The organism is Prevotella sp. HCN-7019 (genome assembly GCF_037890215.1).
GTDB lineage: Bacteria > Bacteroidota > Bacteroidia > Bacteroidales > Bacteroidaceae > Prevotella.
Genome location: NZ_JBBKBO010000014.1, coordinates 1 through 25,814, shown reverse-complemented (window position 1 = coordinate 25,814; position 25,814 = coordinate 1). Strand labels below are relative to the sequence as shown.

Sequence of the window (25,814 nt, the reverse complement as noted above, 5' to 3'; positions counted from 1 at the left end):
GTTATGAATCTATTCGCGACTCTGAAGGCTATGAATTTTATAATCATTTATTTTAAATATGGCTACAGCATTATTTAGAACTTTTCCTTGTGGTCCAGGTGACTGTATTTTTTTATTAATAACAGATGATAATGGGAATGAATTTCATCTGATGGTAGACTGTGGCTCATATAATAAACAGATAAAAGAATTTGTAGAAAATACGTTGCATAAACGTATAGACTTATTAATTGCCACACACATAGATAACGACCATATTGCAGGATTGTCTACAATGTTAAAGTCTACTCCAGACCTGCAAATTGGGAATATTATATACAATTGTTATCAGCAACCAAAAGAATCTGAAAAAACTATTAATGACTCAATGCAGACCCTCATTAATGAATATATGCAAGAGTTACCTTCCGTAATTGAGGAGAGTGAATATAAGGTTTCTGCTAGGAAAGCAATTTTATTAGCAAAAAGTATATATGATAATAATGACTGGAAAAATGTTTGGTATACCAATTATATAACAGTCGATAGCAAAGACTTTGAACTAAAAAGTGTTGATGGTTTTAGTTTTGGGAAATTAGTATTCCTATCTCCAACTAAAGAAGCTCTTGATAAACTTGATCAGAAATATCAGAAAGCATTCTTGAGATATTTTTATAAAAGAAAAGAAAATAATTACATCAATGAGGCGAATATTTTCGAGCTCTTGACGTTGTTACAACAATTAGAAGATTATGATATAACAGATTCTCAGCCAACATCAAACTCAGATATTACAAATGAATATCTGAATCGAATAGCAAAAATAGAGAAAGAAGATGAATCAGAGGAAAATATTGCATCTATAGCATTTATTTGGGAATATAATGATGCTCGTATCCTTTTTTTAGGGGATGCAGCTCCCAAGGTTGTTATAGAAACGATAAAAGAAAAATATACTGGAAGATTGCCATTAAAGCTATTGGTAACAAAAATGTCACATCATGGCAGTATGTATAGTACTAGTTTACAGTTGTTTGAAACAATAAAAACCAGACATTATATATTTACAGGCGGAAACCAAAAGGAAAGACCTTCAGAAGCTACTATAGCAAAGATTCTCACTAGTAGTTTAGATGGAAATGAACAATTGCACTATTTACATTTTAACCACAAAAATCCAATTACAGAGCGTTATGTAAATGCTCCAATAAAAATAAAAACAGCCTTGAATTTTGAGGCAGATTACAATCAGATAGATGCATTTAAAATTTGAAACAAGAAAAATTCTGTTCAATGCTATTGTCCCGTTACAATGCGGTAGTGAACATGCAACGGCGTTCTTTGTTGGTGAAGATACGTTGCTAACAGTACGTCATGCGGTCATAGACCATTTGTACAACAAAGAAACTCCTGTGTTTATAGATATGGGAGAGTCTATTTTATGTGAAGTTGAAGAATTAGGTGGCCATAATGATGTTGTGATTCTGAAATGTACAAAACATATTCCTCATGAAACATTGCAGCTTCTTGCAGCTGAATTCAATGAAGATTTGGAATTGAAGGTAATAGGCTATCCTTCTGAACTAGGAAATAATAAAGATCTTATTTCCTTATCTATAAGAAACCGGCAACAAGTTCATAGACTAGAATATGATATTGTTGTAATTCGAGAAGATACTCTAGCTTTGTATAGCTATAAAGGATTCTCAGGTTCTCCTGTTATAAATGAATTTGGTTCTGTAATAGGAATAATGACCCGAAGTGTTTCACAAACATTGGGGTATATATCCATCAGACAATTGACAAGTCCTTGGTTTGACAAAAAAAATATACCATACAAACAAGATCATTTTTCAGAAGATACATCAACTTATGGTCGTAGAACAAGCCAAAATCAAATATATAAAGCAATAAAGTTAGCCGGTAATAGATATAATCCTAAACTCCATCAAGACATCAGTGACTTCAGCGTTAAACTTTATAACTTTATAAATAAAGATGGATTTGAAAATGTAAAAAAACAATGTGAAAAGTATAGACAATGGTTTTTGTCTTCGAAAAGGACTTTCAGAGATGAGGTTCAGAAAATATTAAAACAAAATGAAGCATATAAAAAAGAGTTCCCATCTTTAAGAGAAAAAGATGATGAATTATGGGCTTTTTTTGAACTTTCAGAGAATTCTGAAGAAAGTTCTGAAAGAGATTTTTATATAGAAAATTTACCTAATTATCAAAAATTCAGTGAAACAATAAACGATTACTACAAAAAGGTCATTATTGTAAGAGGTAATGCAGGGTGTGGTAAAACCCATTTTTTATGTCATGAAGCCCAGAAGTTATGCAAACAAATAAATGTATATTTATTATTTGGAAGTCAGTTCACTGCTTCTGAAGAGATAATACCGCAAATATGTAAATTGCTCAATTTTGATAAAACAGACTTAAATCTGTTGGACGATAAAATGAAACAAAATGATAGTATCGCTTTACTAATAATAGATGCGCTTAATGAGGGTGCGGAAGACAGTTATTGGAAGAAGCAGCTTCCTGTGTTATACGACACAATAAACAACTGCAATAACATTAAGTTGATACTTTCTGTACGTTCTCAGTCTGATGATTACCTGTATTCTACCTTTGCAAAGAACAAAAATGTAGAAGATATGACAATAGATGGATTTTCCGATGTCGAGAAAGCTACAAATGACTATTTTAAAGAATATAGGATTGAAAATCCAGAGAATAAAACCATTATGCAACGGTACAAATCAGATTTTAAAAATCCGCTTTTCCTTAAAATATTTTGTCAAGCAGCAAAAAGTTATGGAATAAATAACGTGATTGATTCTCCGAGATCAAACTTATATGTATATTATATATTGGAGAAAAATGCAGATATATGCCGTAAAGTTGACGAAGATGAATATCGTTATATCACTATAAAATTTTTAATGGATTTGGCAAACTATTCACTAAATTATAGACATTGCTTACCAGTTCCACGTGAGAAAGCTCGAATTTATGCTGATAGAATATGCCGCAATAGGACTTGGAGTAATAATCTCCTGAATGTTTGTCTAAAAGAGAATGTTTTGTTGCCAATCATTAATAATAATTACAATTGTGTACAATTTGAATATGAACAATTAGGTGATTTTCTAAAAGTAGCAACTATCAAAAATAGCAAACGCAATGAACAAAGTATTCGTTCTTTCCTTTTAGATGAGAATAAAAAGCATTCTTCACGTTATCTAGAACATTTTATTATCGCTTTATTGTCTGAGTGGGATTTTTCAGATGCCTTATTATTAGACAATACATTTACAAACACATTCAAGAAAGAACTGTTTGAAAGTATTAAATTGCAAAATATCAATAGAGAAAGGATTGCTAAATGGAGTTTAGAAAATAGAATTTACGAGCCATACAGCATTCTTGATTTAATCGATTCGTTGTCTGTTGATAATATAAGAGTTTTTAATAGTGCAATGCTTGCCATGACCATGTATGAACGCGATATGAAATGGTCAGTTTATATAGGTGATTTGTATAAAGAATATTATGAAGATGACTTCAGACAGCGTATAGGCTTTCAAATTCACTCTGAAGATGATGCATACAAAGCTTGTATTTTATTCTTGTGGATGTGTACTTCTCCTCATCCACAAGTTAGACATATTATCCTAAGACGAATAGTATCAATAATGAAAAAATTTGGAAATACAGGTTTTGTATCATTACTCATTGAGGATTTACATACTTGTAATGACCCATATGTATTACATATTCTATATGCTGCTGTGTATGGTTACTCACTTATATCTCGAGATAAAAATGCAATATCAGAGATAGCGAAAAAAATTAAACAGAGTCACTATAGTGATAGAGCTCAGGCACCATTAGATATTATTGTTAGACATTGGACATTATCACTTTTAGCATTTTCTAGAGAATTAGGAAACGAAGATTTGCTATCACAAGTACAACCACCATATGAATCTATGAATCCCAATGGATTAATTATTGATGAATGGGATGATATTACTGAAAATTATTTTGGCACATCATATCCATCACAGTTGCTTTATGAGTCTATTAATGGTTTTGAAGATTTTAACAGATATATTATAGGAACCAATAGTCGGAATACAAGTAATATATATATTAACGAAAAAGAGGGGCAAACGTCTTTTGTTCTTCTTGATGACATTCTTTTAATGATTAATAATCTCATTAAACATGAGTACAACTGGACTGATGAGATTGGAGTATTATTTAAGGACAGCTATTCGTCAAATCGTTTCAAGAATAAGACAGAGCGTATAGGAAAGAAGTATCAATGGTTAGCATTGTATAAAGTTGAAGCCTTACTAAGTGACCATTGTAAAATGACAGATGGTTATAAAGATAGATATAACAGTAACATATATGATGATTTACCAAGTATTCCTTTTCCATGGTATTCTGATGTTATTCCATATATAGCCCCTACAATGACAGATGAAGATAAATGTGGAATGGAACCTCAAGAAGATGGCTCATTAAACATTGGTGAAAAAATGTCGGATGATGATTGGATGGATCGTAAGTTTCCGTTACCATTGCCAGTATTCATTATAACAAACAAGGTATCCAATGGTTGGTACTTAAATCTCATCAATCATGCGATCAGGTTATAACAAAATTAAATAGAGAACTTTTCTTGTTCGTAGATTCCATCTTTATTAAAGAGGAGGATATTCATGCCTTTAATAGCTGGGCAAAAGACAAAAATTTTCATGGAGGGTGGATGCCGGAAAGTCATGGCGCGTATGAATTTCTTTGGAACGAATATACATGGTCTGATAGATATAAGCGAACTAAATGTTATGAATATGAGAAACGACCGCATGGTTGTCCATGCGATATTATAATTTCGAATAAAGGACAACTCCAAGAGAATTATGACGGTTTGAGAAATGCCGATAATTTTCTATCGACAGCTTATGCTCCCAATGAAGGGTTAATGAATAAATTAGATTTATATACGGCAGAAAGAGGGGTTGTGAGAAAGAAAAAAACAGATGAGGTAGTTTCTATGAACTTCTGTAAAAAAGGATTTAATGGAATTGCAATAAGAAAAGATATTTTGGATCATTACCTTCAAGATGAAAAATTAGTATTAATATATTATATATCTGGGGAAAAATTCTTGCATGACGGACATTATCAACCCAGAAGTACAAGATACGATTTATCTGGTTGCTTTTTTTATAATGGAAATGATATAAAGCCTATTCAATCTATGTACATCGCAGAGGACTCTTATCAAAAGTTGAAACGATAGAAGGAAGAAGAATCAGAAAAAGATGAATTTCCATTTGAATGGTAGTGTAAAATAAAGCGCTATAAAATAATCTGTGCCATGTTTTTTCTTTGTAAGAACTCATTGGGCTGTACCTGTACCAAGAGGCAAGATTATCTGTCCAGACGAGAGTAAATTATAAAAATTTAAACAAGTAGCCATCTTCATGGCGAGTTATTATGAGGTTGTATCCCAATTGGTCAGTGATATTTCGATATGTATTTTCTTAGTTTATAATTTAATAACTACGAATTAAATTTAGTATTATAATGTAATTATTTTGAATTAGATCATTTTAGAAAACAATATAATTGCAGTAGTTACCAATATTAAATGTGTATATTTATTTATAAATCAATTTATAATATGCATATAGTCTATAAAAGTAAACCGATGCCTATTCATATTGATGAATATGAGCATAATTCATTTGAATATGATAAATGGATCATATCAGATGATTATAGGGAATCAAAATATTGTTATGAATATCGAATTATAGTTTCTACAAAAAAACTATAAAAGATTATAATGATTTAATATATGATTCAATTTTAACATCAAGTTTTGTGGAAAAACTAACGATGTTGCTTAAATATGTCTTAGGAGTTTCTTTAAATTCCCCGCATAATCAAATATTTCACAAAAGGGTTAGAGCTGTAGACTTTAGAGAGTTACCTAAAGGTTGGGAAGCTAATATTGCTGAAATTGATACATTTTTAATGGAAACGCTTTCTTCATTTGCACGAGCTGTTCCTATTCCTATTAATGGAAATATGAAAACTTCAATTTTGGATGAATTATATATTGCTCTTAATAATTATGATTCTTTGGATGAGGAAATCAAAGATTTGATAGCAGTACATAATAGTGCTGTTGAGTCTGACGAAAGAGCGTGTTATTTAATTATGGGTAAATTAGTTGACATGATTAATTGGTTATATCCATTAAATCATAGAATTGATAGGCGAATTAAAGAAATCTTTCCTGAACTAATTCCTTTCTTTGGAGATACTACAATAAAAGATTTAATGGGAATTGCTAATTCAAGAAAAGAAACAAGGCATTATAATGCGTCACCTCAATTACCTCATCCAACATTAACAAATCAAGAAGCTGAATTATATTTTCAGCGTATAGATATTTTAGCTTTAGACATTGTTAGAATAAGACTTGGATTACCTAAAATTGCTGTGGAGAATGGAAGTAGTAAATAAATAGGGAATTCTGAAAATCGGAATTCCCTATTGTGGTATTTAGAATTATTTCAACGAAATTTTATTTGCCGTCTCTCGTTTCTTGGAATTGACCAAATCAGCATAAATCTGTGTGGTCGAAACATTTTTGTGAGTAAGCATTTTTGATACTGTGTAAATGTCTGTGCCTAAAGAGATTTGTATGAAGGCGTACGAATGACGGAAACAGTGGAGTATAAAGTAAAAAGCAAGAGCTAACAAGATTGAACAGATAAATCGTAACGTGTTGGAAATAAGCAGATATTCATCATTTTGCTTAAAGTCGAAAAAGCAATGAAGTGCAGAATATTGAGCGGTTTCAGTTACCAAAACGTTAGCTGTCCAGTTACCTGAACAATATAGGTAACGGTGAGCAGATCAAGTAATCTGAGACCGGATAATTTCTCGCTGATTTGCAATGTTTTGCATATCAAAGAACGCTTATAAGAATTGTAGTTTTACAACAAAAAATGTAAGCGTATGAAGATTGAAAAATTCAAGGTGTTGCTTTACCTTAAAAGAAGCGAAACAGACAAGAACGGAAAAACTCCGATCATGGGCAGAATTACGGTAAACCGTAGTGTAGCACAATTCAGTTGTAAACTGAATTGCAGTGAGAAACTTTGGAATCCGAGGGAAAGCCGGTTGAACGGCAAAAGTAAGGAAGTGGTGGAAACCAATGCCAAAATAGACAGGCTGCTTGTTTCCATACACAAAGCATTTGATACCCTTGTAGAACGGAAAACCGATTTCGATGCCGTTTCAGTAAAAAATCTGTTTCAAGGTGGAATGGACAGCCGCATGACTCTGCTCAAACTTTTTGACCGCCACATAGAAGAAGTCAAATCTCTTGTCGGTGTGGAATATTCATTACGAACGATACCCAATTACATTTATACGCGTCAACGACTAGCCGAATTCATATCCAGCCGTTATAAGGTTTCCAATCTTGCTTTCGGACAGTTGAACGAGCAGTTCATAAGGGAGTTTCAGGAATATGTGGTCATAAAGTGTGGATTAAGTGTTGAAACCGTACGCCACTATCTGGCTCTACTTAAACGGGTCTGTCGTATAGCCTTTAAGGAAGGACATTCGGACAAATATCATTTTGAACATTACACTTTGCCAAAGAAACTGGAGAAGCCACCGAGAGCATTGAGCCGTGAGGATTTTGAAAAACTCCGTGATTTGGAAATAGAGGAACACCGCTGGTCGCATATTACTACCAGAGATCTTTTTCTTTTCGCCTGTTATACTGGAACCTCTTATATTGATGTAGTGTCCATAACCGAAACAAACCTTGTAAAGGATGACAGCGGAGCTATATGGCTGAAATACCAGCGAGTGGAAAAGCCACGCGACTTTGCCCCCTTTGGCCAAACAGGATGGTCCCCTTGGGCTACAATATGATTGACCCTTTTGGCCAAAATAGTATTGACCACTTAGCCCACCTATTGTTATAGATTTTTTGTGTAGATTTGAGTACCCGAGTCCTGGTGTAACGGGGGTGATAATAAAATCTATACAAATGGATAAACGAATCAAAAACATTTTAAGATGTTATGCGGCCGGCATGGGAATCAAGGAAACGGCGTCCACGTTTCATACATCCCGTAATACAGTCCGCAAGTATGTCCGCTTGTTTCTTTCAAGTGGTAAGAGTATTGAACAACTTCTTTCCCTGTCCGATGTGCAGTTGGATGAGTTGTTTGGCTGTGCGGCATCCCGGCATCGGGAGCCTTCTCCCAGAAGGATTGAATTGGAGGCCTTGCTTCCCGGATATGTATCCCGCCTGTCACGTAAAGGCATGAGTGTCCGAAAACTGTTCAAGGAGTACCATTCCGAATATCCGGACGGTTTCCGGTTGTCTTCCTTCAAACGGATTGTCAGCGAATACAGGTTTCACATCAAGGTCGTCGGTCATGTCGAGCACTATGCCGCAGACCAGATGTATATTGACTTTGCCGGTGACAGGCTTGAAGTCGTTGATGAAATGACAGGCGAGACGAAGAAAGCCGAGGTGTTTGTCGCCATCCTTCCGTTCAGCCATTATACCTACTGCGAAGCCGTGTGGTCGCAACGCAAGGAAGACCTGATAAAAGCATGCGAGAATGCCATGCAATATTTTGAAGGCGTTCCTGCGGCTATCGTCCCCGACAACCTGAAGGCTGCCGTCACACGAAGCGACCGCAACGAGCCTGTCATCAATGATGATTTCTCCGCTTTTGCCGAATATTACGGTTGTGCGGTCTATCCCGCCCGTGTGCATCACCCCAAGGACAAGGCTTTGGTAGAAAATGCCGTGAAGCTCCTCTACCGTTCCATTTACCTTGAAATAGAGGGAATGACATTCTCCAGCCTGGAGGAACTCAATACCGCCATCCATGTCTCCCTGCTTGATTTCAATGAAAAGGTGATGGCCGGACGGGAGATGTCACGCAAGGAAATGTTCCTTCAGGGAGAGAAGGACTACCTTCGACCGCTTCCTGTAAAACGTTACGTGGTGAAAGAAAGGAAGCTGATGACTGTCGGGAAGAACTCTTACGTCTCGTTGTTCAAGCACCATTACAGCGTTCCAAAGGAGTATGTAGGCAGGCGCATGACGATTCTCTATGATGCCGATACAGTGGAAATCTACTGTGGCATGAACCTTGTTGCCACCCATGACCGCTGTGACATTCCCTACGCTTATTCCTGGAAAAAGGAGCACAACCTGCCGGGACACTATGGCCCCTATGACAAGGACTTGGAGGAACTCTTCCAACGTGCCTCGGAAATAGACAATATCGTATTGAACTATCTCCGGGAAGTGGAGCGTGCCATGCAATATCCTCCCAAAGCGTTCAGGTCATGCCGTGGCATCCTGACCCTGGAAAAAAAATACGGCCGTGACCGTCTGGTTGCGGCTTGCGCATGTGCGGACCAGAAGTTGCAATACGGGTATCAGGCTTTGCGTGAGGTGCTTGAACTTGGAGAAGATGCGGATTTCCTTCCCGATGAGGACGGGAAAGTACAGCCCAACGTGACTTCCCAGGCTCCATTGACCCACAAAAATATACGTGGACGCGAATATTACAGAAAGGATAAACAATAAAACTCATATTTATGGAAGTAAACAATAAAAACAGCTCCCATTACGGGACAACAAGACCAGAATACCATATCCCTGGATTTAATGAACCGTATGAAATTGCATGGTATGGCAGAGGCTTTCAGGGAAAGTCTTGCCGGCACCACTCCGCAATCCATGACTGCGGACACGTTCCTTTCCATGCTCCTCGCACGCGAATGGGACTAGCGTGCACAGGCTGCCATTGCACGGCTTACCAAGAATGCGGCATTCCGCTACAAGGCCTATATTGAACAGATCGACTATGCCACGAACCGAGGTCTGGAGCGCAACCAGATGGAACGTCTCGCCACCCTTGATTTTGTGCATAAGGCACAGAACCTTTTCATTACCGGTTCTTCAGGAACGGGGAAAAGCTATCTGGCCTGTGCCCTCGGACATGAAGCATGCAAAAGGGGATTCCGAACCTTCTATGCCAATGCCCCAAAACTGCTCGGTGCGCTAAAAGTCGCCAAAGTCAAAGGTACACTTGAAACGGAACTCAAGAAGATTGAGCGCTGCCAGTTACTCATCCTTGACGACCTGTTCATCGTACCGCTTGACGCAAAGGAGCGTCCCATACTGCTTGAAATCATCGAGGACAGGCATGAACGGAAATCCATCATCATCACATCGCAGTACCCATCCTCCAACTGGTATGACATGGTAGGTGACCCGACAATTGCCGATGCAATCCTTGACCGCATCATACATACGGCTCATACCATAGAGTTATATGGTGAAAGTATGCGAAAGTTAAGGTCTAAGAAAAACGAGAAATTTTAAAAGGGTAAAATAAAATTGACCCCCAACACCAGGACTTTAAAGGGTCAATCATATTGTAGCCAAAGGGGACCATCCTGTTTGGCCAAAGGGGGCAAAGTCGCGTGGCTTTTCCAGATATTCTTATACTAAGCCAAAAGTCTCTTTGCATATTCACGCAATCTTTGCTGGTGCTTCTGTTGGCTCATGCCGCCTGTCTCAATAACCGCATCGAGCACTTGCCCCAAGTCTTTGAAGGCTATGTTTTCATTTTCCTCATGCAACATTCCGTTCCGTTCGCTATACAAGCCAAAGGTTTGCTTAACTCGGTTATTGGTCACATAGAGTCTGCCTTGGTAGTTGAAGCCATTAACATCCATCATCAATGCTGCTACGGTTCTCTCCATCCCATCAACCGTGATTTCAATTTGAGTTGCAACCTTGTTTGTTATTCCCCAACTATACACTACATTAAGAGGTGTGGTGAGAGCCAACTGCTGCAATATGGTGCATGTTGCTCTTCCAATCTGTTTCTTCCTTAATATCTTCATATTTCAAAGTGGTTATGCAAAGGGCAAAGCAGTGAGCCTTACCCCTTGCGGTAAGTACTAATCAAATTCAAAAGGGTGTATATAATAATAGGTGTCCTCTGAGTCGTACTCGTATTCGTTGATGAAGTCCACCATTTCTTCCTCTGTCCGCTCGCCTTGGCTAATTCCGGTCTTCTCACACCATGCCTCAATAGCATCGCATATGGTGTCATACACATCTTCACAAATATCTTCAAAGTTGCCACCAGAAGAACTTACACAACACTCTTCGGGAAAGAAACCTCCTTCATCGTGGACGTAAAATATCTCACATCCACATTCTATTTCACGGTAACTTATAGAAAGTTCATTGCCAAGTACCTTATTCAATTCATCAAAGAACAGGTCGCAAGCCGACCATGCACTTTCGGTGTCAAATGACAACAGCCCTCCATCCTCGTCATCCTCGAACTCTGCCCAGTAGATTTTTCCACGAACAGATATACCGCTATGCTCATAGTCAATGCCATAGTGCTCTGCCGACTTGTAAAGATAGACATCCTTACTATTCACCTCCATAATCTGAAGGGTGTTCCAAAGGTCGCTCAATGCCTTGCGTGAACCTCTCACCTTGTACTGCGTGTCACAAATATTGCTCATACTTCAAAATTTTTATTTTTCCCTTTCGTAGAAACCTACTTCCGGGATTTGTTAGAAATTATGTGCCGTCAAAAGGTGTTATGCACATTGATGCAAGGTTTGGCAACAAAATACTACCCGTAGGTGTGGAGATTTTGAGAGCCAAGCAAAGCCTTGACCTTGAAATCAATAAGGCATAACGAATACCTTTGCACAAGAATTTCAATAAATCTCGGAAGTATTCATGCGATAGCATAGTCTGTTGGAACAATATTCGTTTAATGTTTTTATGGAATTGGCATACGCAAAATATTCGGGAACGCCAAATTCTGACGCCGATTTTCATTTATATTGAGAATATTTTCAAAAAGTTTGTCCGATTCTTGGAGAAAAGTTGCGGATTTTCAAAAAATGTTTGTACTTTTACTCGGGACTCTCTATTTAACAAACCCATAACAACCGCTTGACGAGTGGAAACCATATATAGTTAACCTATTGACATAAACAATACACCAACTGGGGAACTAAACATTCAGTCAGCGCATTAAACGTTTGTAAAGGGACTGATCCTTAGATTATGGATAAAGAATCTAAGAAGCATACGCCAGCATTGCCTAATGCTGACACCCGACGAGGCGGTAACAATCCCTCCTGTGCTGGACTTACCTCCTGCACCTCCCCCGAAGTTCAAAGTCATCAGACAGAGAACTCCCATACAGGGATGTCCTCGGATTGTGTCCATAAAGAAAAGAAGCAGTGGTTCGTATTGCGTGCTACTTATGGAAGAACAGAGAAAGCCCTTGGGGTTCTTCAAACTGCAAACGTTGAGACATATTTGCCTATGCATTATGTCGTCAAAGAGATAAATGGGAAGCGAAAGCTCGTGCATGAGCCTTTGCTTTCCAATATTATTTTTGCCTACATGACCCGTGAGAAAACGCACGAGTTCGTGAAAGAGCCTGCCATTACTGCCAAATGGCTCAAATACTACACAGACAAGACAAAGCCTGTTGAGAAAGAGACTGGCAAGAATCCTCCCGTCACCATTCCTGACAACGAAATGCTTAACTTCATCAAACTGACAAGCGTTAACAGCGAACACATCATGGTGTTGCTGCCAGAGCGTTGCCATTTCAAAAGCGGCGACTTGGTGAGAGTTATTGATGGGGCGTTCACTGGAGTCGTAGGACGTGTAGGCAGAGCAGCAGGACAGCAGCGTGTAATTGTAGTTCTTGAAGGTGTTTGCAATGTAGCAACAGCTTATATACCGAACGACTTTATACAGATTATTGAAACTTTTTGAAACAACGGAAACCAATAATGCAATATACAGAATTCATACACCCAGAAGATGCGGCTGCATTGAAGGCATTGAAAGCCATCCCTATGCTTTCGACTATTGTCAAGAAAGTAATGGATGTTGGAGCAGAACAGTTACAGACGGGACTGAACATGGCTTCAAAGGTGAGGTTGTCGCCCACACAATTGCCACGACTCTACAATATTCTTCCTCCCATCTGCGAGCGGTTGGAAATCAAAGAACCAGAGTTTTACTTGGAAATGAATCCATCGCCCAATGCCTATGCTTTTGGCGACACACAGACTGCCATCACCATCACTTCGGCTTTGGTAGACATGATGTCTGAGGACGAGTTGGTTGGTGTTGTGGCTCATGAATGTGGACACATCGCTTGTCGCCATATGCTCTATCATACATTGGCACAGATTATTGCCAATGCTTCTGGCATGTTCGAGGCGTTGGCAAAACTCGCTGTGCCTATCCACTATGCCTTGATGTATTGGCAACGCAAGAGCGAATTGAGTTGCGACCGTGCAGCTGCGTATATCGTTGGTCCGAAGGCTACGGCATCGATGTTGGCACGCTTGGCTGGCGGTCCGAAGTCAATCACTTCAGAGCTCAACCTTGAAGAGCTTGCCGAACAAGCCGACCTTTATGGCGCTTTCTGCAAGAATGGACTATGGAATAAGACATTGCAGACCTACGCAGTGATGGATCAAGACCATCCTTTTACATCAGTCCGTGTCAGAGAGATGTTGAAATGGGTAGAGAGCGAAGATTATCAGAATATGATAAAGAGTAATCCCGTATGCCCTCATTGCCATAAGGCGATAGACGCTTCATGGAAGTTCTGTCAACATTGCGGACATAAACTATAACAAAGAAAAATACTCACATAATAAATATAGCTCCATTTTTAGCAAAAGCCTGTCAAGAACTTGACAAGGCGATGCAAGGCACTCTTGACGGAACAAAAATTGCCTGTATCAGTGAGACTATCAGCGGTTATGCCATAGCAGCTGCTATATCGAGTGGCGTGGCAGGAATCGCTCCTGGATTTGCAGGAGTGGCTGCGGCACTGCCCCAAGCAGGTTTCGTATGGGCAACATACGTCAAGATTAACAAGACGCTCAACATATCTATGTCGGAGAACACGGCAAAGTTCATCGGCTCTGCCATCGTCACAAACTTGATAACAAGTGCAGGTGCTTTTGTCGCCGTACTCATTGGTTCGTCAATCGTTTCCATTATCCTTGGTGCCCAAGTCGTTTCTGTAGCTATGAACGCTGCCCTTGGTTATACCATAGTATATGTCTCTGCTATCATATACCTGAAACTCATTACCCGAATGATGCAGCCAGACGGTACGCTAAAGGTCTCGGAATCAGATGACACCAAACACATTATCCACGACATTATCAAGGAATCTAACATCAAGGATATGGTAAAAGAGGGCAAAGCCGCCTATAAGCAAGCAAAGAAAGATGGCAGCTTCGACAGAGCAAAGAACATCAAGAAATGTCCGAAATGCGGAGCGGAAGTGAAGGAAGGACAGAGGTTTTGTTCGGAGTGTGGTCATGAATTATAGTAAAATTTTACGCGATATAGACTATATGCAAAATGGAAAACTCTAAACCTATATTCATAAGCTATTCTAGAATTGATAAGAATATCGTCTTCCCATTTGTCAAACGAATCGAACAAGAATTAAATACGACTTGTTGGATAGATTCCGAGGGCATAGAAAGCGGCTCTCAATTCGAGGAAGTGATTGTCAATGCCATTGAAGAATCAAACGTTGTTCTCTTCATGCTTTCTGATAGTTCTATAAACTCCAAATGGACGAAACGAGAGGTTCTTTATGCTGAAGATGAAAGAAAAAGGATTGTCCCTGTCGTTGTTGATAAGAAAGGACTCCGTAAATGGTTTAAATTCCATTTTGGCAATGTTGATTATATAGACATTAACGATGAAGGGCAATGCGATAAATTACTCAACAATCTCGCTTCGTGGATTGGAGTTGAAAGAATGAGCAAGAAAGATTGTTATACAAAAACATCTGCAGACATTGAGCCAAAAATACAAATATCAGCAGATAAATCTGCTATTACCCTATCAATCCATAAAGGGCTAAATTTAACTCTAAAGAGAGATTATGAAAGAAATTGCTTTGTTGGTGAAATACCAGTTGCTGAATTGTTAGAACTATTTTATGGTATAAAAGATTCTGCAAAAGGAGCGGTAAATGGTGCTGGCGTTGGGGCTGGTTTGAGACCTACAGGAATGATAATTGGAGCTCTCGGAAAATTCATAAAGGATTATTATATAGAGGAAGACATCAAAAAGACTAAAATATTTAATTATACTATTAACAAATTGAATCAGAGATATGGATTACACTTAACGAAAAGAAATTCTTCTCACTCTGATTTTACCGTTGAAGTTGATGCAGATAGAGTATACGGCTTAATATAGTTTGTGCAATGACACTCAATTTAAGATTATCATAAATGAATAGCGACATATACATTAGTGCCAGCAGAAGAGATTTTGAAGCAGTCTCAAAAATAAAAAGTATTTTACATTCTGCGGGATATTACATATTCTGGTGATATACAAAGTATACAAGCAGCATCGGATTTTGAGCAAACTATAAGAGCTGAAATCATCAGTTCAAAAGCAGTTCTTTGCGTATTGTCTGGAAATCGTTCTTCCTCGGTCTATACTGAAGAAGACTTACGTCTTGCAATAAAAGAAAATAAGACGATTATTCCTATAATTATTGATAATACAGAACTAGTGAATTTAGGAAAAATTGGACATTTTCTATTAGAGATTCCTGTCATTCGTCTTAATCCGTATGATAGTAAAAGTGCAAAGGTGATTCTATTACATGAAATAGAGAAAAGATGTGGAACGAAAGACCAAAAGGAAACATTGATTCTATGCGCAAATGACATTAAAAATGCGCAATATGATGTTTTTATTTCTTGTAAAAGCGAAGATTACCCTTTTGCTAAAAAGGTGTATAAATATTTGAAAGAGCTGAATTACAATGTTTTTTTGGCAGATGAAGAGCTACGAAAGAAAGGCATTGCTGAATACGGAAAGATTATTGATGAAGCGTTGGATTCTGCCACACATATGATAATTATTGCTTCTAAACCAGAACACATTGAATCTTCTTATGTACAATCAGAATGGCGAACTTTTATTGAAGAAAAAAGAACAGGAAGAAAAACGGGGAATATAATTACTATTATTAATTTTGACATATCTTCATTACCAATTAGTTTACGTCAATTTGAATCATTTGACTTCAAACATTATTCTGAAATATGCGCATACTTACCAATCAAAGACAAAAAGAAAAATATTGAAAATATTAATTTTGAAAAACAGGAAATGGTATATTCCAAATCTAATAGGCTACGAGATTTATCTAAACACAAAGGATGTTTTATAACCATTACTATTGCCTTCTTTTTGTGTGTAGTATTTATACCAATCCAATATATTAGTTTTGGAGGCTCACAGAATAATACAAAGGTCGAAAAATATAATGAGTCACACATAGCCTACAAATCGGATCACGACTCTACACAGTATAGATTTGCTGACCATAAAAGAGGAGATGCTTCTTCAAAAAGAAATACAAATAGCGAATCAAGCAATATCTATTCATTAACAACAAATGGCATTTACGACAAGAGTGAAGCTAAATTCATCATAAAATTTGATTGCCATGACAATTTTGACATAAAAATTGAAGCAAAAATACAATATCCGCAAAACAACGACCTTACATATCTTTCTATGTTTTTGATTAAAAAGCATATTGAAGGTACTGTAAATAATGATAACGGGAAAAACATCGGTTATATAGATGCGGATTTTAGTATCTCTGAGAATCTCTTTGAAATTAAAGGTATATCATACATCCGAGAAAACGGAGGTTACAAGACTATACCCTTTGAAGTAAATGGAGAACTTCCTACCCATATTATTAATAAAATTGTTCAAACCAATAGAACATCTTTCGAATGACCGACAAAGAAATAATATCTTTCCTCATCGCCCATGACACTAAGGTAACGGCACAATTCTTCTTTAAGGATTGCCGTCCGTTGTTCCTTAGTGTCATTAGGCGAGTGTTCGGGGCGCAGATTGTTGATTACGACGAGATAATCAGCGAGATATACATACTCCTTATGGAGAACGATGCGAAGAAGTTGCGCTCGTTTAAGTATGAAAGTACACTCTATCAATGGCTAAAGACCATTGCCATAAGACATTGCCTATTGCTGAAAAGTAAAGCGAAGGTGATAGATGACGAGAGTCAAGAACCTCTTAACAATAGTCATCGTGAGCTTTCATTGGCGGAAAACTCACAAGCACGAATGGATATGGAGACTTTATTAAGACAGATGAAGAACCAACGTTACGCCTTGGTGATACGTCTGCTGATGATAGAAGACAAGACACCGGAAGATGTGGCACGGCAACTGTGTGTGACCGTGGACAATCTCTATAATATCAAACGCAGAGCGATACAGGCTCTCACCGAAGTTGCACTTAAAGACAAAAAGCATTATGAACGATAAGCATATTATTATATCAGATGAACTGTTGTCTGCCTTCTTGGACGGCAACACGTCGACAGAAGACACCATGCGTGTGTTGAAAGCTGCAGAACAAGATGAAAATTTACAGGAAATCATCCGCATTGCAAGCGAAGTGGATGAAGATATGGCAACCTTGAAACCTGCCATAACAAAACCGGTCCCCATGACAGCCATGGCAGCCAAGCAGAAGGAAAACTATCTTTGCGATATAGAGTGTGAAGAGTTCATCCTCCATCAGTTTGGCATAGAGACCACACACAAGACGCTCCTCGACGAAGCCTACCGCAACTGCTGGCTAAAAGACAAAGGCATGCCACTATATAATATAGGTAGACTCTTGGAGAAAAACAATCTGTCCGTCAGCCGTCGCTACGACTCAACTATGGAAGACATCGTGCGCCTTTTGGACAATGGTAATCAACTGATAGCTGTCATCGACAATACATTACTTCTACATGATGTGGTAGAAGACACCACACAGCCCAACCATGCCGTAGCCATCAGTTCTATTTCTATAGAATCAGATGAAATAACGCTCTTCAATCCTTATACCGAAGAGGAACTCACCACCTATCCCCTTTCGTCATTCGTCAAAGCTTGGACACAATCCAACTATTACCTCGTAGTTGTGAACACCACCGACCGCTTCGTATATGAGCCATACCCCATCAATCTTGATGATGTAGCCCTCGATGACGACCTCACCGAACTACAGGAGGCTATTGCTGAGAACGCTCACGAGATATGGGCAAAAGCTCGTACTGATCAAGGTTGGAGTTATGGGTCGGAGCGCAATGACCAAAAGAAAGAAACACCCGACATGGTGCCTTACTGCAATCTGCCCGAAAGCGAGAAGTTGTATGACCGAGAGATGGCGATGCAGACGCTGAAATTGGTGAAGAAGTTGGGATTTGAGATTGTAAAAAGAAAAAAGTAAGAAAAATATGAAACAAATAGTTGTTAATCCGTCTGATACGATACAAATTTTAGCAAATAATGCAGAAACGATAGAAGACTATACACTATCATCTCGTATTGCAGAAAGTTTTACTGGTTTAGTAGATTCATGTTCTCACAATCTATTTTATAATTGGTTAGATGGTCTGAACATAATCATTGCATTATTAGCCATTGTATTTATCATTTCCGTATGTATACCTAAAGCCAAAATAGTACTTTTCCGTCATTTAAAGATTCAGGCATTCTTTATATGGATGTGCGGAGTAGTTCTTTACATGGTGGGCTTCAATGAGCATGGAAGTGCCGCAAGTAACATTGCTTTATTACTTCGATCTTGTCTATCATCTATGGAAATGTTTGTATCTCATTCAGATTTAATAGAAGTAAAGGAAGAATTGCATGGCAATCCTACTTATATGGCTTTATTTGCGCTTACGCATTTTTGTGCCGTTGCAATAAGTGCAATTTTTATTCTTCGTCTATTTGGTTTTAGATTGCTTTCTTGGGTAAAAATAGTATGGGCATATATGTTGAGTTGGTTGCAAAAAGATTGCAACTACTATGTGATGTTTGGTGTTAATTCAAATACAGTTGCTTTAGCTAAGAGTATATCCAAGAGTAAAAGCAACGAACATCATTACATATTATTCATAAATATGCCTCAAAAAGGTCATAGCCATGCCGCAACGCGCTTTTCTTTTAGTCATTTCTTCCATTCCGACAGCAATGGTATTGATAAATATTTGGAAGATATAGAGGAGATAGGGGCATTGCTTTTCAATTCCTCACGTTCCTTTGAGAATCCTATTTTAAATAGTAAAGCTGACGATGTGTTTAAGGTATTCAAAGCATTGGATTTTTCTTGGGCAGTACGAATACCTTTACAGAAATTATTGCGCAATTCGGCAACTGGAAAATATAGAAATCAAAACAAAAGTAAAGTAGAATATTTCTTCTTGTCAGATGAAGAAAAAGATAATTTGCAGGCTGTTACAGTGCTACAAACAATTCAGAAAAAAGAGATTGACCATAAATATTCTTCGTTTTACTGTTACTGTCATGCAAGAAAGAGCCAGAACAATACGTCCATGCTCAATGATGGTAAATTAGCATTTATGGTACATATCATCGATACCAGTAATTTGGCTATACAGAATTTGAAGAGAGAGAAAGACTACCATCCAATTAACTATGTAGAAAAAGACCTGAATGCAGGAACTGTGAAATCTGGTTTTACTGGCATGGTAATTGGTTTTGGTGAAACAGGACGTGATGCTTTCCGTTTCCTCTACGAATTCAGTTCTTTTACAAAAGATAATCAAGGCAATCCTAGTGCAAAGAAGATACATATCATCGATAAAGACATTGATGAGTTGAAAGCTGATTTTTTAACGGAAGCACCAGCTTTAAGAAACAAGTCGGAAATAGATTGGTGGAATGGTCAATCTACTCATTCTGCTGCATTTTGGGATAAGTTGAAGACTATAATCCAAGACCTTAATTATATAGTCATTTCCATTAAGGATGATGAGGAGTCTGTTGGCATTGCCACGTCTATTTTTGAGTATGCATACAGATATAGAGACAATTTAAATCGTTTCAAGATTTTTGTTCGCTTGCGTAATTCAATGCGCGAGGATTTCCTGCGTAAGCATAAAGAGTTCTTTAATGTCATAGTCCCTTTTGGTTCCGTGATGGATGCTTTTTCCTATGAGACAATAAATAAAGATGTTCTTGAGAAAGCGGCAAAGCGGTTTAAGTATCGCTATGATATACTGTATGGAGCTAAGTTTGATGCCATAGAGAATGGCAACGAAGAGGAATATGCTGACGAAGCTTGGTTAAAGCGCAGAAAGGTCTATTTAGAAGAAACCGATGCAGTAAAGCGAAAGGAAAGTGAAATAAAAATTTGGTACCAAGAAGAGCAAGACCGTTCCAATGTATGGCATATTTATACAAAGATTGCCCTTGTCAATGAAGATGTTACACCAGAATCGCTTCAACTTGATTCCAACAAACAACTATTACAAAATCTTAGTGATTGTGAGCATCTGCGATGGAATGCCAAGATGGAACTTCTAGGGTTTGAACCTGCGATAAGCGAGGATATAAAAAAAGAAGATGAAAAATCGAAGGATAAGCAACGTGATCCATGGAGAAGTCTGAAACTACGCCGTCATGAATGTATCGTAGATTGTCTGACTTTGCATTCTAATCCCGTTTTTGCAAAAACCATCCCTTATGATGAGTCTGCAGTGAAGTTGAGTTTTGAGATGAAAGATGAGATAGAATTATACTAATGTAGTGATAAAAATAATAGATATAACCTTCAGAAGAAGCATACTTGAATGGCACCTTACGAAAACAGTTTGTTTATGAAGTATCGAGAGATACCACCAAGTATGATTATATTAAGTAATATGCAAAAAATAACTTGTGCAACTTTTAATGGGTACTCCTTAATGATAGCAAGCTTTTATCAAAAGCTGCGCAAGTTATTTTTTGAACATTACTAAACTATCAAGATCTATAAGCTTGTAATAGTAGTTATGGAATATTTACTTTATGCCATCTTAATATATATATTATCAGAATTCGTTTTCGGATTATTATCAGATAATAATGACTTTTGTGACCTCGTTGCAGTTGTCATTAGAGGTATTATGTATTCATTTTGTATTTCATGTCTGATAATATGGATAAAAAAAACTTCATGTGCAATACATGGTTTTTTTGATTATAGTTTAACATTCTCGCTTTTCGGTTGTTTGTTATTATTCATAACAATTCTCCTACTTTCTACTTTTTTCTTTCTGAGGAAAACGAAATGGTACACTTTAGTTGCTTACTGCAAATTGTACTCTAAAATTTTGGCTTTATTTTCAAGTTTGTACATATTCACTTACAGTGGATTATGTTTATTAGTTGCGGACTTATCATTTAGCTCTATAACTAAATTAGCAGTAATATTTGTTATTTCATGGCTATATTTCTTTATTATAAGTACTTTATGGCGTCAAAGTAATGGCGTGTTTATAATGAAAACGTATCCAGATATTTTATATTTGAGATCGTTCAATTCTGATAAAGACAAACATCAAAAACAAATAGAAGAATCATTAGTAAAAGTATGCAATAATCTTAATTTGAGAATATGTAAAATTGCAAATCCAATAAGGTTTAACAGCAATGTGCGAGAATTCTGCCTTCCTGTATCAAATTGGAAAAATGAACTTAACTTTTATATTGCTCGTGCAAAATATATATTTTGTATTATAGATATAACCGAAGGTGTTTTATGGGAAATGTTTGAACATCAAAAGTTTATTAATAAATATATTTATTGTATTAGAAACAAAAAGACTTTACAAGAAATTCTCACCAATAAAATTTTTAGAAAATACGACAATTCAAAATTAATGATTAGTCTAAAGACTATTTCAAAATCAAATTATAATGGAACTATTTTTTTAAGAATTGACAGCTCAGAATGTTTCTATTCCCTAAGTTTAAAAGCTATTCTAACCAATTACAAGGATAACCCCAAGACAAGTTCATTTACTGTAGATTACTCATATTCTGAGCAGATAGAAACTGCCAACTATAAGCGACGTGATTTATTACAAAGATTTGAAAGAAGTTTAGTCGCTTTTTCTAATGGATTAGCAAAAATTCCGGTTTTCTTTATAATTCCATTCATGGTGTTATTTTTTACCAAGTGGTGTTTTTCAAAGAATGGATACATATATTTTCTTAGCCTATTAAAACATATAGTTATTTTTGAAAAAGATTTACTATTGCAAGGCATCTTTTTGAATGTTTCTGTAGATATCTCAGACTTTATAAATGAAGCATTAACATTTTCTTCAATATTTTTGGCAATAATATGCATACCAATAATTATTATACACAAGTTTTTTCATGAGCTTTATTATACAAATGTTACAAAAGAGATTATCTGCAACACTTTAACTTTTAATATTCGCACAATATTGATGTTGATGATAGCTTTTTTGTTAGTCTTATCTGCTTATAATACAATAAATATTATAAATGGAGATATTTCCAATCCTAACAATTGGGGGAAGTTGTTGTTATTATCATTTTCTATTGGATGGGTTCAGTCTTATAGGGATAATTTTTCATACAATACTTTTCAAACACGGAAATTGATCTTAAAAAACAAAGTCATGTTTAATATACATAGTCACTTCATAAGGATATTACATGAAATAAAATATTAATTTCAGTTCATTTGTTCTCAACGAAACATAAAGAAAGCCAATGAAATACGATGTATTTATAAGTTATAAACGTGATGGTGGTAGTGTATGGGCGGAACTTATACGAGCTATTTTAGTACACAAGTACCATCTCAAAGTGTTTTTAGATGTTGAAACTGTGCGTGGAGGTGAATGGCCAAAACAATTGGATGATGGTATCAGAAACTCTTACAACATAATAATGGTTTTATTTGAAGGTATTGGTGACAAGATAAAATCGGACAGTGATGTTTTTGTGCAAGAAATAGAACATGCCAAAGAATACGAAAAGCCAATTATTCTCTTTTATGGTCTTGGTTGCGATTTGCTATACATTTTGGAAAACAAAAATATCCCGTCTATTATAAAGGAAGTCGTGTCAATACAATATAGCATTGTTAAATACGATCACGCAAATAGCGAGAAAACATATGATTTATTACGCAAGCAACTCAATGGTAATTTAGAATTGAAAGTAACCAGCAAGTATAGCCCGTGCTATATGTCTTGTCAGTTAAACAACGAACCACCTTATGAAACAAAAGAAATCGAAGAAAATAGCAATCTTTCCATCAGTTTAGATAGGAATTTCACAGGTATTGTTCATTTAAGGTTCTACACAAAAGAACTTCCAATAAAGATTGAGCGTATTATAAATGTAGGAGAAAAGTCATATATTGAAAAAAGTCAGAGAGTCAATTGTGAGTATTGGCACTGGCTACCTGACAAAGAACTAACAAAAGAAGTTCCTCTCGTAAAGATTGATTGTCAAATTAATCAGTCCTACAATCCTTTGCAAGCAGTATTAGGTACATTCAATCAATATCTTAATAAAGAAAGCGTATGAAATCATTAATATTTTTCATCCCGGAATTCCGCAGCAGTACTCCTTTAGCAGAAGGTATTAAGGATATTGCTAATAAATATAATTTAGAGTTTGAACTTGTGACTATAAAGAAAGATGTTAATCCATTACAACAGCAACAATTTCTTTATGCAGTACATGTATCAGATATTGTCGTAGTAGATTGTACAATACCATCAGACTTTAATGACGGTGGCGTTTATCCAGCATTGACAGCACAAGTTAATATTCTCAATCATGTAATTGTTGTGAGTGAGAATAATCTACCATTAAACATTACACCTTTAAGAGGTGTCTTCCCTCAAAAAGATGGTGAAAGATATACTATTGAGTATATCTTGAAAAAAACATCTGAACAAATTGAACAATCTCTGAAAGAAGACACATATAGTCGCATTCCAGAAGAAATGATTAACGATTTCCTAAAATACCAAAAGGAAATGGAAGAAATGCTCGGGGCTTCATTAGTGATACGCAGAAGGAAGAAATACGAAAAAACTTCTGTAATGATTAGTTATCGCAACAGTCACAGTGAAGAAGTTGAGAAGTTTAAATCTATAATTACAGGTACTGATATTCAATCAAAAAATGAACGTCATAGACTTGGCTGTGATGGTGACTATGAACTGAAGGTTTTACCTCCGGCTTCATTATGTGGTGCTGATGAAGCGCATACTCCTATGCGCAGATGGATGCTTGTCGGCTTATTGGAAGACCATATTCGAGAGGTCGATGAAGTATGGGTGTACGAGAGCCGTAACGACAATGGTGAAATAGACTATACTAAATCTTGGTGGACAATAGCAGAAATGATCATGGTGGCAAATATAAATTATGATAACATCAAGAAAATCAGGGTGAAAGTCTATAATCCTATTAAACAACAATTCTATGAGACGACACCACAACAATACCTCGTCAATGTAACAGAGGCTCAGCATAAGCGTTTGGCAAGATACCTTTCCAATACTCGTCCTGACACTATGGGGCCAGAATGTCTGGCACAGGTGAAACAATTGAAGATGATAGCCAATCTTATGCGACACAGTACAGAGGAAATGAAGCAACAAATGCTTGAAAACCTTCGAGCCAACTTTGAGTTAAGCGTTCCCAAAACATTAGAGGAAGATGAACGCAAGCAAATGATTGATGATATGATTAAGATGTATTCTGACCCTGACGAAATAGAGCGTTATGCCAAAGACGATGTTTTCCAAGAAAAGTTTTGGAACGACATATCTTATCAAACAGCGGAAACTACTGATTGCTTTACAAACAATCGCATAGATGTTGACAAATTCATGTCTACACCGATGGATGAAGTGACTGGACATCCATTAGAAGATTTCGTGAAAGCATCTCTTGAAAATGAAGGTACCATCAATCTTGGTACTTCGGAAAATCCTTTGAAATATAAGGTATCAAAAGCAAATATAGACAGGTATCTCTGGTTAGCTACTCGTATGGGTAGACCAACAGTGAAAGAAGGAAATGCTCCTGGACTAGAAAGAATACCGATATACAATATAACTAGGTTGTAATATGGATTTTGATATAATCAACGAAGATGTTTGGGTATTTCTTTCCCATTCACATAAAGATTATGATAAAGTTATTCAAGTAAGAAATTTGCTTGAAAAGAGAAACATTCGTCCTATAATGTTCTTCTTAAAATGTCTTGAAGATGACACAGAGGTAGATGCGCTAATAAAACGAGAAATTGATAGCAGACACAGGTTCATTCTTTGTGATAGCAAGAATGCGAAGGAATCCAATTGGGTACAAGAAGAAGTAAAATACATCAGGGATATTCAGTAAATGTCCCCTAAAAAGTAAGATGACATATGAAGATGATAGAACATGGCACTATAAAATATTTTGTGTAAATGGAAATACGGGATTCAGAAATGAGTCTCGTATTTTTTATTTTATACATTTGCAAAAAGAAGGTAAGCATTCGAAGAAATGCACCTTTTACACTTTGAGGTTTGGTTGTAGCTTTGCGGCAGTTAATACAATCAAACCTCAATTATTATGAACAGACAAGAATTTGAAGAATTAGAATTACAGGTGCAACAAAGCGACCTGCCGTTAAAGTCGTACCTTCAACAGATAGGTGTAAGTTATTCAACCTATCACTACTGGCGTCGAAAATGCTCCGTTGACAGGAACAGTATCAAACACGAGTTGGCTCCTATCAGTTT

At 36.8% G+C, this 25,814-nt stretch carries 20 protein-coding genes and 3 pseudogenes; 20 read left to right on the top strand and 3 right to left on the bottom strand.

The window, feature by feature from the left end; genetic code table 11:
* Positions 1-58 precede the first annotated feature (58 nt).
* The 4 genes from WKT13_RS12630 to WKT13_RS12615 all read left to right on the top strand — a co-directional run bounded on the left by WKT13_RS12630 (position 59) and on the right by WKT13_RS12615 (position 6,540).
* Entirely contained in the window at positions 59-1,252 is a 1,194-nt protein-coding gene (locus tag WKT13_RS12630; RefSeq protein ID WP_340324150.1) for an MBL fold metallo-hydrolase, read from the top strand.
* Complete coding sequence (locus WKT13_RS12625) at positions 1,236-4,658, top strand: serine protease (RefSeq protein ID WP_340324149.1); 3,423 nt, start codon at positions 1,236-1,238, stop codon at positions 4,656-4,658. The genes WKT13_RS12630 and WKT13_RS12625 overlap by 17 nt, the downstream gene beginning before the upstream one ends.
* Positions 4,619-5,305, top strand: a complete 687-nt coding sequence (locus WKT13_RS12620) for a hypothetical protein (RefSeq protein WP_340324148.1) — start codon at positions 4,619-4,621, stop codon at positions 5,303-5,305. Before WKT13_RS12625 ends, WKT13_RS12620 begins: the two co-directional genes overlap by 40 nt.
* Positions 5,306-5,892: 587 nt before the next feature.
* Positions 5,893-6,540, top strand: a complete 648-nt coding sequence (locus WKT13_RS12615; RefSeq protein ID WP_340324147.1) for a hypothetical protein — start codon at positions 5,893-5,895, stop codon at positions 6,538-6,540.
* Positions 6,541-6,585: 45 nt separating this feature from the next.
* Here WKT13_RS12615 and WKT13_RS12610 read toward each other — a convergent pair.
* Positions 6,586-6,750: pseudogene (locus WKT13_RS12610) on the bottom strand (tyrosine-type recombinase/integrase); the annotation flags it as partial.
* Between the two features lie 288 nt (positions 6,751-7,038).
* Between WKT13_RS12610 and WKT13_RS12605 the strand changes: the two are divergent.
* From WKT13_RS12605 to istB, 3 genes and pseudogenes are all read left to right on the top strand, one after another.
* Positions 7,039-7,902 (top strand): annotated as a pseudogene (locus WKT13_RS12605) (phage integrase SAM-like domain-containing protein); the annotation flags it as partial.
* 184 nt (positions 7,903-8,086) lie between these two features.
* Positions 8,087-9,652: an IS21 family transposase gene (istA, locus tag WKT13_RS12600; RefSeq protein ID WP_340324146.1), complete on the top strand. Its 1,566-nt coding sequence runs from the start codon at positions 8,087-8,089 to the stop codon at positions 9,650-9,652.
* An 11-nt stretch (positions 9,653-9,663) separates the two neighbouring features.
* A pseudogene (istB, locus tag WKT13_RS12595) lies at positions 9,664-10,453 on the top strand (IS21-like element helper ATPase IstB).
* A gap of 125 nt (positions 10,454-10,578) precedes the next feature.
* Here the strand turns inward: istB and WKT13_RS12590 are convergent.
* Together WKT13_RS12590 and WKT13_RS12585 are read right to left on the bottom strand one after the other, a co-directional pair.
* Positions 10,579-10,980 (bottom strand): hypothetical protein, encoded by a 402-nt coding sequence (locus WKT13_RS12590; protein WP_340324145.1) that lies wholly within the window; start codon positions 10,978-10,980, stop codon positions 10,579-10,581.
* Positions 10,981-11,037: 57 nt separating this feature from the next.
* The gene (locus tag WKT13_RS12585; RefSeq protein WP_340324144.1) at positions 11,038-11,619 is read right to left on the bottom strand and encodes a hypothetical protein; all 582 of its coding nucleotides are present in this window, start codon (positions 11,617-11,619) and stop codon (positions 11,038-11,040) included.
* A gap of 556 nt (positions 11,620-12,175) precedes the next feature.
* On the opposite strand from WKT13_RS12585, the gene WKT13_RS12580 reads away from it, so the two are divergent.
* From WKT13_RS12580 to tnpA, 13 genes are all read left to right on the top strand, one after another.
* Positions 12,176-12,901, top strand: coding sequence for a UpxY family transcription antiterminator (locus WKT13_RS12580; RefSeq protein ID WP_340324143.1), 726 nt, complete (start codon positions 12,176-12,178; stop codon positions 12,899-12,901).
* Positions 12,902-12,918: 17 nt separating this feature from the next.
* On the top strand, positions 12,919-13,776 hold the full coding sequence (locus WKT13_RS12575; protein WP_340324142.1) for a M48 family metallopeptidase: 858 nt from the start codon (positions 12,919-12,921) through the stop codon (positions 13,774-13,776).
* A gap of 71 nt (positions 13,777-13,847) precedes the next feature.
* Positions 13,848-14,486 carry a zinc ribbon domain-containing protein gene (locus WKT13_RS12570; protein ID WP_340324141.1) on the top strand — a complete coding sequence of 213 codons (639 nt, stop codon included), beginning with the start codon at positions 13,848-13,850 and terminating at the stop codon, positions 14,484-14,486.
* Between the two features lie 32 nt (positions 14,487-14,518).
* Entirely contained in the window at positions 14,519-15,373 is an 855-nt protein-coding gene (locus tag WKT13_RS12565) for a toll/interleukin-1 receptor domain-containing protein (RefSeq protein WP_340324140.1), read from the top strand.
* A 108-nt stretch (positions 15,374-15,481) separates the two neighbouring features.
* A complete protein-coding gene (locus tag WKT13_RS12560; protein ID WP_340324168.1) occupies positions 15,482-16,945 on the top strand; it encodes a toll/interleukin-1 receptor domain-containing protein in 1,464 nt (487 codons plus the stop codon).
* On the top strand, positions 16,942-17,502 hold the full coding sequence (locus WKT13_RS12555; protein WP_340324139.1) for a sigma-70 family RNA polymerase sigma factor: 561 nt from the start codon (positions 16,942-16,944) through the stop codon (positions 17,500-17,502). Before WKT13_RS12560 ends, WKT13_RS12555 begins: the two co-directional genes overlap by 4 nt.
* Positions 17,492-18,460 carry a RyR domain-containing protein gene (locus WKT13_RS12550; protein WP_340324138.1) on the top strand — a complete coding sequence of 323 codons (969 nt, stop codon included), beginning with the start codon at positions 17,492-17,494 and terminating at the stop codon, positions 18,458-18,460. The genes WKT13_RS12555 and WKT13_RS12550 overlap by 11 nt, the downstream gene beginning before the upstream one ends.
* 7 nt (positions 18,461-18,467) lie before the next feature.
* On the top strand, positions 18,468-20,783 hold the full coding sequence (locus WKT13_RS12545) for a hypothetical protein (protein WP_340324137.1): 2,316 nt from the start codon (positions 18,468-18,470) through the stop codon (positions 20,781-20,783).
* A gap of 738 nt (positions 20,784-21,521) precedes the next feature.
* The gene (locus tag WKT13_RS12540; protein WP_340324136.1) at positions 21,522-22,727 is read left to right on the top strand and encodes a hypothetical protein; all 1,206 of its coding nucleotides are present in this window, start codon (positions 21,522-21,524) and stop codon (positions 22,725-22,727) included.
* A 40-nt stretch (positions 22,728-22,767) separates the two neighbouring features.
* On the top strand, positions 22,768-23,592 hold the full coding sequence (locus WKT13_RS12535; protein ID WP_340324135.1) for a toll/interleukin-1 receptor domain-containing protein: 825 nt from the start codon (positions 22,768-22,770) through the stop codon (positions 23,590-23,592).
* Positions 23,589-25,151 carry a hypothetical protein gene (locus tag WKT13_RS12530; RefSeq protein ID WP_340324134.1) on the top strand — a complete coding sequence of 521 codons (1,563 nt, stop codon included), beginning with the start codon at positions 23,589-23,591 and terminating at the stop codon, positions 25,149-25,151. The genes WKT13_RS12535 and WKT13_RS12530 overlap by 4 nt, the downstream gene beginning before the upstream one ends.
* A gap of 1 nt (position 25,152) precedes the next feature.
* The gene (locus tag WKT13_RS12525) at positions 25,153-25,428 is read left to right on the top strand and encodes a toll/interleukin-1 receptor domain-containing protein (RefSeq protein ID WP_340324133.1); all 276 of its coding nucleotides are present in this window, start codon (positions 25,153-25,155) and stop codon (positions 25,426-25,428) included.
* 216 nt (positions 25,429-25,644) lie between these two features.
* Positions 25,645-25,814, top strand: a 170-nt coding sequence (gene tnpA, locus WKT13_RS13365) for an IS66 family insertion sequence element accessory protein TnpA (RefSeq protein ID WP_445323608.1), incomplete at its 3' end; no start/stop codon positions are given.

Coding starts and splice junctions, on each gene's coding strand:
- WKT13_RS12630 (WP_340324150.1), top strand. CDS start 59: ATGGCTACAGCATTATTTAGAACTTTTCCTTGTGGTCCAGGTGACTGT.
- WKT13_RS12625 (WP_340324149.1), top strand. CDS start 1,236: ATGCATTTAAAATTTGAAACAAGAAAAATTCTGTTCAATGCTATTGTC.
- istA (WP_340324146.1), top strand. CDS start 8,087: ATGGATAAACGAATCAAAAACATTTTAAGATGTTATGCGGCCGGCATG.
- WKT13_RS12590 (WP_340324145.1), bottom strand. CDS start 10,980: ATGAAGATATTAAGGAAGAAACAGATTGGAAGAGCAACATGCACCATA.
- WKT13_RS12585 (WP_340324144.1), bottom strand. CDS start 11,619: ATGAGCAATATTTGTGACACGCAGTACAAGGTGAGAGGTTCACGCAAG.
- WKT13_RS12580 (WP_340324143.1), top strand. CDS start 12,176: ATGGATAAAGAATCTAAGAAGCATACGCCAGCATTGCCTAATGCTGAC.
- WKT13_RS12575 (WP_340324142.1), top strand. CDS start 12,919: ATGCAATATACAGAATTCATACACCCAGAAGATGCGGCTGCATTGAAG.
- WKT13_RS12570 (WP_340324141.1), top strand. CDS start 13,848: ATGCAAGGCACTCTTGACGGAACAAAAATTGCCTGTATCAGTGAGACT.
- WKT13_RS12565 (WP_340324140.1), top strand. CDS start 14,519: ATGGAAAACTCTAAACCTATATTCATAAGCTATTCTAGAATTGATAAG.
- WKT13_RS12555 (WP_340324139.1), top strand. CDS start 16,942: ATGACCGACAAAGAAATAATATCTTTCCTCATCGCCCATGACACTAAG.
- WKT13_RS12550 (WP_340324138.1), top strand. CDS start 17,492: ATGAACGATAAGCATATTATTATATCAGATGAACTGTTGTCTGCCTTC.
- WKT13_RS12545 (WP_340324137.1), top strand. CDS start 18,468: ATGAAACAAATAGTTGTTAATCCGTCTGATACGATACAAATTTTAGCA.
- WKT13_RS12540 (WP_340324136.1), top strand. CDS start 21,522: ATGAAAACGTATCCAGATATTTTATATTTGAGATCGTTCAATTCTGAT.
- WKT13_RS12535 (WP_340324135.1), top strand. CDS start 22,768: ATGAAATACGATGTATTTATAAGTTATAAACGTGATGGTGGTAGTGTA.
- WKT13_RS12530 (WP_340324134.1), top strand. CDS start 23,589: ATGAAATCATTAATATTTTTCATCCCGGAATTCCGCAGCAGTACTCCT.
- WKT13_RS12525 (WP_340324133.1), top strand. CDS start 25,153: ATGGATTTTGATATAATCAACGAAGATGTTTGGGTATTTCTTTCCCAT.